General features: G+C 63.9%; 14 protein-coding genes. 10 read left to right on the forward strand and 4 right to left on the reverse strand.

Annotation, left to right across the window (positions count from 1 at the left end; all coding sequences use genetic code 11):
- Positions 1 to 130: 130 nt before the first annotated feature.
- Complete coding sequence (locus HWW87_RS34305; protein WP_175823988.1) at positions 131 to 367, reverse strand: hypothetical protein; 237 nt, start codon at positions 365 to 367, stop codon at positions 131 to 133.
- A 211-nt stretch (positions 368 to 578) separates the two neighbouring features.
- On the opposite strand from HWW87_RS34305, the gene HWW87_RS34310 reads away from it, so the two are divergent.
- The 3 genes from HWW87_RS34310 to HWW87_RS37345 all read left to right on the forward strand — a co-directional run bounded on the left by HWW87_RS34310 (position 579) and on the right by HWW87_RS37345 (position 2,276).
- Positions 579 to 938 (forward strand): hypothetical protein, encoded by a 360-nt coding sequence (locus HWW87_RS34310; protein WP_175823989.1) that lies wholly within the window; start codon positions 579 to 581, stop codon positions 936 to 938.
- 238 nt (positions 939 to 1,176) lie between these two features.
- A complete protein-coding gene (locus tag HWW87_RS34315; RefSeq protein WP_175823990.1) occupies positions 1,177 to 1,494 on the forward strand; it encodes a hypothetical protein in 318 nt (105 codons plus the stop codon).
- A 14-nt stretch (positions 1,495 to 1,508) separates the two neighbouring features.
- Complete coding sequence (locus tag HWW87_RS37345; protein WP_244107398.1) at positions 1,509 to 2,276, forward strand: hypothetical protein; 768 nt, start codon at positions 1,509 to 1,511, stop codon at positions 2,274 to 2,276.
- A 104-nt stretch (positions 2,277 to 2,380) separates the two neighbouring features.
- On the opposite strand, the gene icmH is transcribed toward HWW87_RS37345, so the two are convergent.
- The 3 genes from icmH to tssJ all read right to left on the reverse strand — a co-directional run bounded on the left by icmH (position 2,381) and on the right by tssJ (position 5,220).
- Complete coding sequence (gene icmH, locus HWW87_RS34330; RefSeq protein WP_023476215.1) at positions 2,381 to 3,163, reverse strand: type IVB secretion system protein IcmH/DotU; 783 nt, start codon at positions 3,161 to 3,163, stop codon at positions 2,381 to 2,383.
- Positions 3,160 to 4,506 carry a type VI secretion system baseplate subunit TssK gene (gene tssK, locus HWW87_RS34335; RefSeq protein ID WP_006477098.1) on the reverse strand — a complete coding sequence of 449 codons (1,347 nt, stop codon included), beginning with the start codon at positions 4,504 to 4,506 and terminating at the stop codon, positions 3,160 to 3,162. Before tssK ends, icmH begins: the two co-directional genes overlap by 4 nt.
- A 102-nt stretch (positions 4,507 to 4,608) precedes the next feature.
- Positions 4,609 to 5,220 carry a type VI secretion system lipoprotein TssJ gene (tssJ, locus tag HWW87_RS34340; RefSeq protein ID WP_175823991.1) on the reverse strand — a complete coding sequence of 204 codons (612 nt, stop codon included), beginning with the start codon at positions 5,218 to 5,220 and terminating at the stop codon, positions 4,609 to 4,611.
- 373 nt (positions 5,221 to 5,593) lie between these two features.
- On the opposite strand from tssJ, the gene HWW87_RS34345 reads away from it, so the two are divergent.
- From HWW87_RS34345 to tssG, 7 genes are all read left to right on the forward strand, one after another.
- Positions 5,594 to 6,220, forward strand: coding sequence for a tetratricopeptide repeat protein (locus tag HWW87_RS34345; RefSeq protein WP_175823992.1), 627 nt, complete (start codon positions 5,594 to 5,596; stop codon positions 6,218 to 6,220).
- 46 nt (positions 6,221 to 6,266) lie between these two features.
- On the forward strand, positions 6,267 to 6,782 hold the full coding sequence (gene tssB / locus HWW87_RS34350) for a type VI secretion system contractile sheath small subunit (protein WP_027783377.1): 516 nt from the start codon (positions 6,267 to 6,269) through the stop codon (positions 6,780 to 6,782).
- Positions 6,783 to 6,797: 15 nt separating this feature from the next.
- A complete protein-coding gene (gene tssC / locus HWW87_RS34355; RefSeq protein WP_059499710.1) occupies positions 6,798 to 8,288 on the forward strand; it encodes a type VI secretion system contractile sheath large subunit in 1,491 nt (496 codons plus the stop codon).
- A 70-nt stretch (positions 8,289 to 8,358) separates the two neighbouring features.
- Positions 8,359 to 8,862, forward strand: coding sequence for a type VI secretion system tube protein Hcp (locus HWW87_RS34360; protein ID WP_006477093.1), 504 nt, complete (start codon positions 8,359 to 8,361; stop codon positions 8,860 to 8,862).
- Between the two features lie 62 nt (positions 8,863 to 8,924).
- Positions 8,925 to 9,410, forward strand: a complete 486-nt coding sequence (gene tssE / locus HWW87_RS34365; RefSeq protein ID WP_175823993.1) for a type VI secretion system baseplate subunit TssE — start codon at positions 8,925 to 8,927, stop codon at positions 9,408 to 9,410.
- Between the two features lie 76 nt (positions 9,411 to 9,486).
- Positions 9,487 to 11,322, forward strand: a complete 1,836-nt coding sequence (gene tssF / locus HWW87_RS34370; protein WP_175823994.1) for a type VI secretion system baseplate subunit TssF — start codon at positions 9,487 to 9,489, stop codon at positions 11,320 to 11,322.
- Entirely contained in the window at positions 11,286 to 12,386 is a 1,101-nt protein-coding gene (gene tssG / locus HWW87_RS34375; protein ID WP_175823995.1) for a type VI secretion system baseplate subunit TssG, read from the forward strand. The genes tssF and tssG overlap by 37 nt, the downstream gene beginning before the upstream one ends.
- The last annotated feature ends 28 nt before the right edge of the window (positions 12,387 to 12,414 follow it).

A 12,414-nucleotide genomic window follows, 5' to 3' on the forward strand; every position in this document is an offset into this window, starting at 1 on the left:
CCAGTGTTCAGTGTCGTGTGGTGAGCGCCGGGTATCGGTCGGACCCGGGGGCGGCCGGAATACGGGCACGTAGACACTACTCGCAACCGCGCCGCGCCGAAAGTCGAATTGGCCCTGATTGCAATCGATTTCACCGCGGGATGGCGGCGCGCAAACCGGCTGCAGGTTGCGTCCGCTCGAGGGGCGTGATTTCAGAGATGCTCGATTTTTCCATCATGCCAATAGTCCGAGCTTTGAGCTTCCGGCAAACTGGCGGGTCACGACAAGCGATCGGCTCCAGGATGCTGACTGCCGTGGAGTCAGTATCGAAGTCGATAAATCCGCGGTATTGAATCTCGGCGACGTCGTCCAGATGCAGCGAGCCCATGCCACCCCCTCGTTCGAAGGTTTGTACCGGTCATGCCGACTACAAGTTCCCGATTCGCTATCAACAGTAATAACCGACACCAGTGACAATTCACTACCACTTTCTCGACGCCGCATTTCAGGCGCCCGGTCAGGATCGCGCTCGCGAAGCAGCGTATCGGTCTAGTTCCGTTGATCCAAGTCGCCGACTGCGATAAAGGGACATATTTGCAATGATTGAACTTGCACACGATCGAAACGGCGTCACGTTCATTTTCGATGGCGACTGCGGTCAACACCTTCTGGCGGCGATTGGTACTTGGGACGGCGATGCATCCATTAACGTGGAGGCTTTCGATCGACGTGCGGGACGGTCGATTGAATTGGGATTTTGCTTCGGAACTGACGATTGCATCGAGTTTCGGCCGAATGGCATCGTACTTACGCTGTCGCGAGAGGCGAGCGATTATGCGGCACACAAACGCAGCGAGCTGCTCGAGATGAACGGCTTCTCTACGCCGGAGTTCTGGCAATTCGATCATCCGAAAAAAACGAGGATGCCGATCGATACCTTTTTCATCGTGACGCAGTAGGCGCCGAACGCGTGAGTCTTGCTACGGAGGATCTTCCGCATGGCAATGCACGAATCCAGGGGAATGCCATGTTTGCGCTCGCTTTGATTTGACCGTGTTTCGATCGGCTTGCCCGGAGCGGTGAGCGGTCCACAAGCGCCGGCCAGTCTCATGGGCAGGGAATTGGCATAATCACGGCCTGCCGCAGGTTGCTCGCGGCCGATGCAACGCAATCAATCCGGATACCACCGCAATACCCATGTCGCTCGATTCCACGACCGCAGTGTCCCTGCACCATATTCTCGAACGTCCCGGCGATTTCTCCGGGTGGCTTTACCTGCCGCCGATGCCGTGGACGCTCGACACCGAGGGGGCGTTTTTCGAAGACGCCGATGACGCGGAAGCCGACGTTGCGCCTGCCATGGCGGCCCAATCCGGCTGGAAAGTCACGCTGGACAGCGCGACGATCGAGGACATCGTGATCAACGCACACGATCAGGTAGACGAACCGAGCGTCGCACAATTGCTCGATGCGTTTGTCTTCTACGTCGAGAACGACGCATTTATCCTGTTGTGATGACAAGCTGGCGAATGCGAACGACGACCGTGATCGAGGAAACAATCATCGGCAACCGTTCGCACGTGACGGAGGCGCCGTGTGACGACCCCGCGCAAGCGATCGCGGCCATCGAACGACTGAACGGCCGCGATCGCTCGACCGTCGCCTTCGACGCGAGCGACACGACGGTGATGACGATCGGCGGTGGCAACGACAGTCGATACGTCGTCTTCATCGCATCGGAGATCGACGCCGCGTTGCTGAACCTGACGACGCCCGAAGCGCCCGCAGACGAAACGATCGAACTCGTGGCGGCGGCCAGCGCGGCAGTTATCCGGCGCGGCAGTGCGTCGAGCGCGCAACGGCGGCGCAGGCGGCTGCCTATTTCGTATCGACCGGCGGCGCCGATCCACGGTTATGCTGGCAACCCGACTGACTCGCCGCACGACAGGAAGGACATGAACATGGCCGACGATCCGGCAGCGCTGCGCGCGCAACAGGATGCCGTTTGCGCCCGTTACGGGCTGCATGCCGTCGAACCCGAAGAGATGGTTGCCGTCGCGATGTCGACGCTCGGGCGCATGCCCGTCTACGGCACGCGCATCGCGCTGTCCGAAGGCGACGACGTCGGCTGGTTCTTCCATTGCGGCGAATATTCCGACGCCGCCGACTTCTATCAGCCGGTGCATGCCGCGCACCTGTCGGCCTGCCTGCCATCGGTTCTGCCTTATCTGCGGTTGCCGGCCGGCGCGCGCTTCATCATCGACGATGCCGGCTACGAAGACGTCTGGATGGCGTGATGCATCGGCACGCGCTCAATCTTTTTTAAAAGCGGACAAAAAACGAAAAAGGACCGTCATGCGGTCCTTTTTCCATGAAGCGGCGTCCGAGAAACGCGCGCCTGTTACGGCAACGAAATCGTCAAATTAGCCGACTCCGGCCCGACCTTGATCACCTGCGAATAAGGCGCCAACGCCTGCAGCGTCTTGTCCTTCAGATACGTGTTGAGCCCGAGATACCCGAGCAGCGCCACCAGCGCAAACACGGTCCCGATCGCCCACACCGGCACCTCGCGCTTCAACCGGTGCGCGATCTGGTCCGGCAGCGGCCAATGCGGCGCGAACGGTGCGCGCTTGCCCTTCATGTGCGCGATCTCGTCGCCCAGCCGCGCGGTCAGATACGCGAGCTTTTCCGGCCCTTCGAGCAGGTACTTGCCCTGGAACCCGAGCAGCAGGCACATATGAAACACCTCGAGCGACTGCAGCCGGGCCGCACCCTGCGCACGACACTCCTCGAGATACTGGAAGAACTTCTCGCCCGCGAGCTGCTCGCCGAACAGCACGAGCTGCAGCGGCCGGCGTTCCCAATCCGCGCGGATCTTGAACTGCGACGACAGCACCATCTCATCGATGGCCGCGCAGAACGCGAACTTCGCGCCGTACACGTCCTCGGCGGCGATATTCAGCTTCTTCGCGCCGCGCTCGAAATCCGACAGGAATTCCTGAATCCGCGTGCTGAACTCGCTGGCGCTGTCCGGCTCCCGCTTGTTCTTGAGCAGGAACAGCATGAAGAATCCGTCGTACAGCAAATCGAGCAGCGAGCGGGCCTGGAACGCGGAGTCCGTCGACGCCGGGCTATGCAGGGGCGGCGGCACGTTGTCGCCGAACAGGGAAGGCGCGTAGCTCATGATGTGACCGCGATCAGTTCGAATTTCAGGTCATTGATGCCAGTCGGCGCGTAGATCATCGCGGACTGGGCCTGCAGCATGCGCTCGTACAGCGGGCTGCGCGAATCGAGCGCGAAGTAGCATGCGCCGGGGCGCACCGGAATCGCGGGCGGCACCTGCGGCGTGTATGACAGCCGCACGCCGGGCATCGCCGACAGCACGAGCTTGTCGACGTCGTCGGGCGCGCCGACCTTGAAGCGGGCCGGCACCGCGTCGACGAGCTCGACGCTCGGCATGTCCGCTGACACCGCGAGGTAGAACTCGGTCTTGTCGTCGATCTTGCCGGAATCGAGGCGGCCGAGGTGGAACGACGGGCGCACCTCGTCGAGCGTGATCGCGAAATAGCGCGTCGAGATCACGGTGTCGAGCAATTCGCGCAGCATCAGGTCGAGGCGCGCGAAGCTCGGGCCCGGATCGTCGTGGCGGTACACGGGCAGGTCGGCGAGCGTATAGCCCTTCGAGAACGTCATCAGCTGACCTGCGAGGCGCAGCAGCTCCTGGAACAGCCGCTCCGGATGCAGCGCCGCATGCTGGTGCAGGTGCGCGAGCGTTGCGAACGCGGCGTTCGCGGTGTGCAGCAGCCAGAACGACGCGATGTCGCCGGAGCGGAACTCGATGATGTTCTTCGACGGCTCGCGGTGGAAGCCGTACAGCGCGTTGACCTTCGCCTGCAGCGCGTCGACCAGCTGGCGCAGCCGCTGGTGCAGGATCGGCGACGCTTCGATCGCGAGGCACGGCGGCACGAAGCTGTCGTCGATCTCGAAGCCGGACGTCGCGGTGCGGCGCACGCGCACGAGCGGCACCGACAGCAGCTGGTCGCGCGGCTCGCTGTGCGCGATCAGCTTGACCTGCGTCTTCAGGAACGTGATGTCGGCTTCGGCGGCGTCGGTGAAGTTGTCGGCGACGCTCGTCTGCTCGCTGACGAACCGTGTCATGAAGCCGGCGGCCGGATCGTCGCTGTAGTTGGTGCCGTTCTCGCGCAGCGGATGCAGCGCGAGATAGAACACGAATTCGTTGATGCCGTCGGGCAATGTGTCCAGCGCGATCGGCGGCGGCAGGTCGTCGGCCTGCGGCGCGGCATACAGCGCGCCGTCCGGGAACACGAGCGCGAGCTCGGCCACCCGCAGCACGTTGCTGCCGAGCGCGTCGCGGTCGATGCGCACCGAGCGCACGCCCCAGTTGTACGGCTGGATCGCCTGGATGGACTCGAACAGGCGCGCCTCGTGGTACGCGTCCTGCCGCTGAAAGTGTTGAGGCCGGAGGAACAGCCCTTCCCCCCACAGCACCTTGGCCGAATAACTCATGTCAAATCCGGTTAATGTGGCGTTGCGATGTAATCGATTTGTTCATACCCGAATTAAATCGCCAAGTGTTAACTCTTGTTAATTGACATCCGTGCGTCATGTTTAACCGCAGGAGACCGAAGAAAGCAAATTCAGCGGTTGCGAAGGCGCACCCTGTTGCGGTGCGATGACCGTGCCGTCGGTGACCGTCATCGCGCAATTATGCAGGCCGATGATTATGCCGGATTTCTCCGACTTCACCGGATCGAATGTCAGTTTCCATCGTTGCAGTGCGGGATCGCGGAACAGCGCGACGATGCCGAATGCCTGCGCTTCGCGCGACACTTTCTCGGTTGCCGTATAGCGCTGGCCCGGAATCAGCGTGATTTCGCGCACATTCAGCAGATCGGCGCCGAGTGCGGCTTTTTCCTTGGTCGGATCGGTAAATGCGTCGAACGGCGCCTGCTGGAACGAGGTCGGGTCCTTCAGCGCATAGAGCCGGACGACGAGCGCGAGCGGCTTGTGGTCGGTCGCGGCATTCAGGTTCGGCGCGGCGGCCAGCGTGAGCCCGATGTTGCGCGGCGGCTTCTGCGCGTCGGGCACCTCGGGCTTGCCGATGCCGGCCGCGGACATCACGGCGCTGGCGGCCGAGCCGAGTAGCGGGGCGGCCGCGCATCCGGCCAGAAGGGCGCAGGCAAGCAGCGGCAGCGCGTAGCGAATCATGGACGATCTCATCGTTTTTCCGGCGTGCCGCCTTTATCCCTGTCAAAACTGCCGGGTATTACCACGTTCGCTGCGGATCCCCGGCATCGCACCATTCAACTATTAAGCACGCCCGCGTCGTGGCAAGCGTCCGGAAATTTTTTCCGCCGTCCGGGCGGCGCGTCGTGCGACCAGTAAAACTTGCGCATTCCGGCCCGAGGAAAAACCGCCGCGAGCCCGCAGCCAGCGGCCATTCGAGGGGGTAGCGCCCGGTTTTAAAAGGAATTACTCTTCACACGACGATTGAATTATGAAAAATTGATCGGTACTATACCCGCGCGCTTCCTGCAAAGCAAAAGAACCAGATTCTCAACGATTTAAAACTCACGCGCCGGTGGATATAACGATGAAAGACCGTCTGTTCGCAAAACTGTCTGGGGTAGTGGTGGCTTGCGGCGTGATCGCCGGCTGTGCGAGCCAGCCTCCCGCGCCGCCGACTGCGGAAGTATTCAACAAGTCGCTGGCCGATGCAGACGCCGTCGCGAAGGCGGGGGACCAGGACAAGGCGCTCGGCCTGTACCAGCAGCTCGCGAAGTCGGATCCGACGCGCGAGGAACCGTGGTCGCGCATCGCGCAAATCCAGTTCGCACAAAACCATTACGGGCAGGCGATCGTCGCCGCCCAGGAAGCACTGCAGCGCGACGCGACCGATCGTCAGGCGAAGAGCGTGCTGGCCGTCGCCGGCCTGCGGATCGCGACGCAGTCGCTCGGCGAGCTGCGCCAGGATGCGTCGCTCGCGGGCGACGCGAAGTCCGATGCGCAGGCGCTCGCGAAGCAGCTGCGCGATACGCTGGGCGAGTCGGCGCTGTTCCCGCCGGAAACCAAGACCGTGAAATCGCGCCCGCCGCGCCGAGTCGTCCATCGCCCGAAGGGCGGTGCCGCACCGGCTGCCGAGGCGGCCGCGAGCGTCGCGCCGACGCCGCCGGCGGCGCAAAAGGGCAGCGCGGATCCGTTCGGCGCACTGCGCAACTGAAACCGCAACTGACGCGATAACCACAACTAACCTGGGAGCCGTCGAGATGGCCAAGAAAGAAAGCATTCAGAAAAGCTTGCAGAAAATACGGCCGCCGCGCGTCCAGCTGACCTACGAGGTCGAGAAGGGCGATGCGATCGAGGTGAAGGAACTGCCGTTCGTCGTCGGGGTCGTCGGCGATCTGGCGGGCCAGTCCGAAATCGAGCAGCCGAAGCTGCGCGACCGCAAGTTCGTCAATATCGACCGCGACAATTTCGACGACGTGATGAAGGCGATCGAGCCGCGTGCCGCGTTCCAGGTGGAAAACCGCCTGAGCCCGGAAGGCGGCAAGTTCGCGGTCGACCTGAAGTTCCGCTCGCTGTCGGATTTCAGCCCGGACGAAGTCGTCGAACAGGTCGAGCCGCTGCGCCGCCTGCTCGAGGCGCGCTCGAAGCTTGCCGACCTGCGCAACAAGCTCGCCGGCAACGACAAGCTCGAGGATCTGCTGTCCGAGGTGCTGAAGAACACGCAGCAGCTGCAGGAGCTCGCGAAGGGCACCGGCAGCGACAAAGACGGCGAATGACGACGGAGTGTTGAGATGAACCAGCAAACGGCTGCGGCCCAAGCGAGCGGCGCGGAATACGCCGCCGGGACTTCGTTGCTCGACGATATCGTCGAGAAGAGCAAGGTCGCGAAATCCGATTCCGAACATGCGCGTGCGAAGGACCTGATCGGCGAACTCGTGCACCAGGTGCTCGACGGCACGGTGATCGTGTCGGACAACCTGTCGGCCACGATCGATGCACGCGTCGCGGAGCTCGACCGCCTGATTTCCACGCAGCTTTCCGCCGTGATGCACGCGCCGGAATTCCAGCGCCTCGAAAGCACGTGGCGCGGGATGGACTATCTGGTCAAGGAAAGCAACACGGGCCAGACGATCAAGATCAAGGCGCTGCACGCGCCGAAGCGCGACCTCGTGCGCGATTTCAAGGGCGCGAGCGAGTTCGACCAGAGCGCGCTGTTCAAGAAGGTCTACGAAGAGGAATTCGGCACGTTCGGCGGCTCGCCGTTCGGTGCGCTGATCGGTGATTACGAGATCTCGCGCCAGCCGGAAGACATGTATTTTATCGAGCAGATGTCGCACGTCGCGGCGGCCGCGCACGCGCCGTTCATCGCGTCGGCGTCGCCGGAACTGCTCGGCCTCGAGTCGTTCTCCGACCTCGGCAAGCCGCGCGACCTCGGCAAGGTGTTCGACACCGTCGAATACGCGAAGTGGAAGTCGTTCCGCGACGCGGAAGATTCGCGCTACGTCGGCCTGACGCTGCCGCGCTTCCTCGGCCGCCTGCCGTTCAATCCGAAGGACGGCCAGACCGCGGAGAACTTCAACTTCGTCGAGGAAGTCGACGGCACCGATCACGACAAGTACCTGTGGTGCAACGCGGCATGGGCCTTCGCGGCACGCCTGACGGCCGCGTTCGACGACTTCGGCTGGTGCGCGGCGATCCGCGGCGTCGAAGGCGGCGGCCTCGTCGAGGATCTGCCGACCCACACGTTCAAGACCGACGACGGTGAAGTCGCGCTGAAGTGCCCGACCGAAATCGCGATCACCGATCGCCGCGAGAAGGAGCTGAGCGACCTCGGCTTCATCCCGCTCGTCCATTGCAAGAACTCAGATTACGCCGCGTTCTTCGCTGCGCAGTCGGTGCAGAAACCGAAGAAATACAGCACCGACAGCGCGAATGCGAACGCCGTCCTGTCCGCCCAGCTTCAGTACATCTTCTCGGTATCGCGCGTCGCGCATTACCTGAAGGCGATGATGCGGGACAAGATCGGCAGCTTCGCATCGGCGCAGAACGTGGAGACTTTCCTCAACCGGTGGATTTCGCAATACGTCCTGCTCGACGACAACGCCTCGCAGGAACAGAAAGCGCAATTCCCGCTGCGCGAGGCATCCATACAAGTGTCGGAGATTCCGGGCAAGCCGGGCTCGTATCGTTCGGTCGCGTTCCTGCGCCCGCACTTTCAGCTCGACGAACTCTCGATTTCTCTGCGACTTGTCGCTGATCTGCCCAAACCGGCAAATTCATAAGCGAGTAAATCGCCCGGGCGGGCCGCCTGGGTAGGACGTTAAAACCACCTCTTTGGGGAGTCGAAGGGCCATGTTACATATGCACTTGCAGTTTGGTAGTCCCGCGGTGAAGGGCGAGTCCGCGGACAAAGACCATCAGGGCTGGATCGAACTGAAATCGTGGGATCACTCGATCGTTCAGCCGCGTTCGGCAACCGCATCGACCGCTGGCGGTCACACGATGACGCGTTGCGAGCACGGCGACATGATCTTCACGAAGGAAATCGATTCGTCGAGCCCGCTGCTGTATCAGCACGCTTCGGGCGGTACCACGTTCGACGAAGTGACGGTCCATTTCTCGCGCGCGGACGGTGAAGGCAAGCGCGTGCAGTATCTGGAAGTCAAGCTCAAGTACGTGATCATCTCGAGCATCGCGCCGAGCGTTCGCGAGGAAGGTCTGCCGCTCGAGACGTTCTCGCTGAAGTACGCAGCCGTGCAGTGGAAGCAAACCCAGCAGAAGATCGGCGGCAACCAGGGCGGCAACACGCAAGGCGCCTGGAGCCTGACGAAGAACGACAAGACCTACGCGGTCTAAGGTCGGTTGCGGCAACGGGGCGCGTCGCGTCCCGTTGCCGTTTTCGCTGTAAACGCCGGCCGATGAAACGATTCGAACCCAGTTTTCTCGACAAGCTGTTCGACGACGAACCGCATCTGCCGGCAACGGCGGCGATGCGGCAATTGTCGCTGGACGAGCTCAAGAACACGGTCGCCCGCGACGTCGAGGCGATCCTCAACACCCGTATCGCGCACACCGACATCGAGCTGGCCGCGCTGCCGGAATGCCAGAAATCGGTGCTGACCTACGGGCTGAACGATTTCGCGGGGCTGAGCCTCGCGAGCCACTACGACCGCGCGTTCATCTGCAAGTCGATCCAGCAGGCCATCGCGCGCCACGAGCCGCGGTTGCAGCAGGTGCAGGTGACGTTCGAGCTGAACGAGCAGTCGACCAACGCACTGTATTTCTCGATCCAGGCGCTGCTCGTCGTGCATCCGGCCGAGGAGCCGGTGAACTTCGACGCAATGCTGCAACCGTCGACGCTGCAGTACTCGGTCACGCGCGCACGCGCGGCACGAATGCAGTAAATCAAGCCGCCGAGCGGGCCGGACCGCCCGGTGGTCAATCAGGTCCGGCATGAAATATTGAGGTTCGGGGTCGTCGATGGAAGAATTGCTGCCGTATTACGAACGCGAATTATCGTTTTTGCGGCGCTATTCGCGAGATTTCGCCGAACGCTATCCGAAGATCGCCGCGCGCCTCGCGCTGTCCGGCGAGCATTGCGAGGATCCGCACGTCGAGCGGATGATCGAGTCGTTCGCGCTGCTCGGCGCGCGCATCAACAAGAAGCTCGACGACGACTACCCCGAATTCACCGAAGCGCTGCTGGAGGTGCTGTATCCGCACTACCTGCGGCCGTTCCCGTCGTGCTCGATCGCGCAGTTCACGCCGGCTTCGCCCGGCCAGCAGACCGAACCGGTCGTGATCGATCGCGGCACCGAGCTGAAGAGCCGCTCGATCCGCGGCGTGCAATGCCGGTTCCGCACCGCCTACGACGTGACGCTCGCGCCGATCCGCATCTCGGAGGCGCGCTATACGCCGGTCGCGCTCGCGCCGAGCGCGACGGTGCTGCCGTCGAACGCGACGGGCGTGATCTCGATCACGTTCGAATCGCTCGCCGCGCAGCTCGATCTCGGCGCGCTGAAGCTGTCGACGCTGCGTGCGCATCTGCACGGCGAGCAGTCGTTCGTCGCCGCGCTGACCGACTGCCTGTTCGTCAACGTGCTCGGCGCGTATGTCGAGCCCGAACGCAACGGCCGCTGGACCGCGCTGCGCAAGCTGCCGATCGCGCAGGCCGGCTTCGACGAGGACGACGCGCTGATCGACTATCCGGCGAAATCGCATCCCGCGTACCGGCTGCTCACCGAATACTTCGCGTTCCCCGACAAGTTCGATTTCGTCGACTTCGACCTCGCGGCGATCGCACGCGCATCGGGCCGCTGCCAGCGCGCGACGCTGCACCTCGTGCTGCAGGACGTGCGCAGCGATTCGCACGTCGCGCGCCTGCTCGAGCTGCTGACGGCGAGCCATTTCCGGCTGTTCTGCACGCCGATCGTCAACCTGTTCCGCCAGCATGGCGAGCCGATCCGCATCACGCACCGCGCGGTGTCGTATCCGGTGATCGCCGAGGCGCGGCGCGCGTTCGCGTACGAGGTGTACTCGATCGACTCGGTGAAGCTCGTCCGGCAGCAGGCGCACGAGGAATCGGTGATCGAGTTCCGGCCGTTCTATTCGCTGCATCACGGCGAATCGGCGCGGATCGGCCATTACTGGTTCGCGCGCCGCAACGACTGGGTCGCGCAGAAAAGCCCCGGCTACGAAACCGAGATCTCGATCGTCGACATCGACTTCGAGCCGACGTCGCCGCAGACCGACACGCTGAGCCTCGATCTCACCTGCACGAACCGCGACCTGCCGGCGATGCTGGCGTTCGGCCTCGAAGGCGGCGACCTGTTCCAGGAAGGCGGTGCGCAGACGAGCGGCATCTCGATGCTGCGCCGCCCGACGCAGAGCGTGCGCTTCGAGCGCGGCCGCGCCGCGCACTGGCGGCTCGTGTCGCACCTCGCGCTCAACCACGTGTCGCTCGTCGCGCACGGCCTCGCGCCGCTGAAGGAAATGCTGACGCTGTACGACCTGCGACGCACGGCCGTGTCGATGCGCCAGATCGACGGCCTCGCCGGCGTCGAGCAGCGCGGCGCGGTGCAGTGGCTGCCCGGCAAGCCGTTCGCGACCTTCGTGCGCGGCATCGAGATCCGGCTGACGATCGACGAGGAACACTTCGTCGGCGCGAGCCTCGCGTCGTTCGTGCGCGTGCTCGACAGCTTCTTCGGGCTGTACGTCCACCTCAACAGTTTCGTTCAATTGGTCGTCGTGTCGAAGCGCACCGGCGAGGAGATCATCCGATGCAAGCCCCGAACCGGCGAATCGATCCTGGCGTAGTCGACGCGCTGCTCGACGAGCCGCACCGCTTCGAGTTCTTCCAGGCGGTGCGCGTGCTCGAAGGGCTGTTCGCGCGGCAGGCGTCGGATGCGCCCGGCGCGTGGCGGCAGGGCGACGTGGTCGCGCAGCGCATCGCATTCCGCAACACGCTGTCGCTCGGCTTCCCGCCGAGCGAGATCGAGGGCGCGCGCTCGTTCGACGACGACGGCACGCCGCTGAACTCGGACGAGCAGCGCGGCGCCGCGCTGGCCGCCGGCGAGCTCGGCCGCGTCGAGCTGACGCCCGCGTTCTTCGGGCTGCTCGGCGGGCAGGGCGCGCTGCCGCTGCACTACACCGAGCAGATCGTCGCGCGCGAGCATCTGAGGCGCGACCACGCGGCGCGCGCGTTCTTCGACGTGTTCTCGAACCGTGCGACCGCGCTGTTCTATGCGGCGTGGAAGAAATACCGGCTGCCGTTCCATTACGAACTCGACCGCGACGAGCGCTACCTGCCGCTGCTGCTCGCGATCGCCGGCGTGCCGAGCGACGAGGTGCGCGACAGTCTCGCCGCCGGCCCGGGCGGCGTGCTCGACGAGGCCGTGGCCGGCTACGCGCTCGCCGCGCGGCACCGGCCGATGTCGGCCGCGTACCTGCAGCGCACGCTGTCCGATTACTTCCGCGTGCCGGTGAAGATCGGCCAGTTCGTCGGCAAGTGGTACGACGTGCCGCCCGACCAGCTGAGCGTGCTCGGTGAAGTCAACGCGGTGCTCGGCGCGACGGCGCTCGTCGGCGAACGCGTGTGGCAGCGCGACATGCGCGCGCGGATCGTCGTCGGCCCGCTGTCCAAGCGCGATTACGAGGCGTTCCTGCCCGGCGGCCCGCACGCCGTCGCGCTCGAGCGGATGCTGACGCTGCTCGCCGGCCTCACGCTCGAGTACGAGGTGAAGCTCGTGCTGAAGCGCACGGAAGTCGGCGCGAGCGTGCTCGGCGCGGGCTCGCGGCTCGGCTGGGACGCGTTCCTGTGCACGCGCGACGCGCTCGAGGATCGCTCCGACGCACGCTACGAACTGCACGTGATTCACTGACCTAACAACAACACGCAATCGAACCTGA

The organism is Burkholderia sp. BCC0419 (assembly GCF_902830285.1).
Classification (GTDB): Bacteria; Pseudomonadota; Gammaproteobacteria; order Burkholderiales; family Burkholderiaceae; genus Burkholderia.

What these genes read in the sequence shown, in the direction of transcription:
- HWW87_RS34315 (WP_175823990.1), top strand. Translation starts at nt 1,177, where the DNA reads ATGTCGCTCGATTCCACGACCGCAGTGTCCCTGCACCATATTCTCGAA.
- HWW87_RS37345 (WP_244107398.1), top strand. Translation starts at nt 1,509, where the DNA reads ATGCGAACGACGACCGTGATCGAGGAAACAATCATCGGCAACCGTTCG.
- HWW87_RS34360 (WP_006477093.1), top strand. Translation starts at nt 8,359, where the DNA reads ATGTTACATATGCACTTGCAGTTTGGTAGTCCCGCGGTGAAGGGCGAG.
- HWW87_RS34305 (WP_175823988.1), bottom strand. Translation starts at nt 367, where the DNA reads ATGGGCTCGCTGCATCTGGACGACGTCGCCGAGATTCAATACCGCGGA.
- tssB (WP_027783377.1), top strand. Translation starts at nt 6,267, where the DNA reads ATGGCCAAGAAAGAAAGCATTCAGAAAAGCTTGCAGAAAATACGGCCG.
- tssG (WP_175823995.1), top strand. Translation starts at nt 11,286, where the DNA reads ATGCAAGCCCCGAACCGGCGAATCGATCCTGGCGTAGTCGACGCGCTG.
- icmH (WP_023476215.1), bottom strand. Translation starts at nt 3,163, where the DNA reads ATGAGCTACGCGCCTTCCCTGTTCGGCGACAACGTGCCGCCGCCCCTG.
- tssJ (WP_175823991.1), bottom strand. Translation starts at nt 5,220, where the DNA reads ATGAGATCGTCCATGATTCGCTACGCGCTGCCGCTGCTTGCCTGCGCC.
- HWW87_RS34310 (WP_175823989.1), top strand. Translation starts at nt 579, where the DNA reads ATGATTGAACTTGCACACGATCGAAACGGCGTCACGTTCATTTTCGAT.
- tssC (WP_059499710.1), top strand. Translation starts at nt 6,798, where the DNA reads ATGAACCAGCAAACGGCTGCGGCCCAAGCGAGCGGCGCGGAATACGCC.
- tssK (WP_006477098.1), bottom strand. Translation starts at nt 4,506, where the DNA reads ATGAGTTATTCGGCCAAGGTGCTGTGGGGGGAAGGGCTGTTCCTCCGG.
- HWW87_RS34345 (WP_175823992.1), top strand. Translation starts at nt 5,594, where the DNA reads ATGAAAGACCGTCTGTTCGCAAAACTGTCTGGGGTAGTGGTGGCTTGC.
- tssE (WP_175823993.1), top strand. Translation starts at nt 8,925, where the DNA reads ATGAAACGATTCGAACCCAGTTTTCTCGACAAGCTGTTCGACGACGAA.
- tssF (WP_175823994.1), top strand. Translation starts at nt 9,487, where the DNA reads ATGGAAGAATTGCTGCCGTATTACGAACGCGAATTATCGTTTTTGCGG.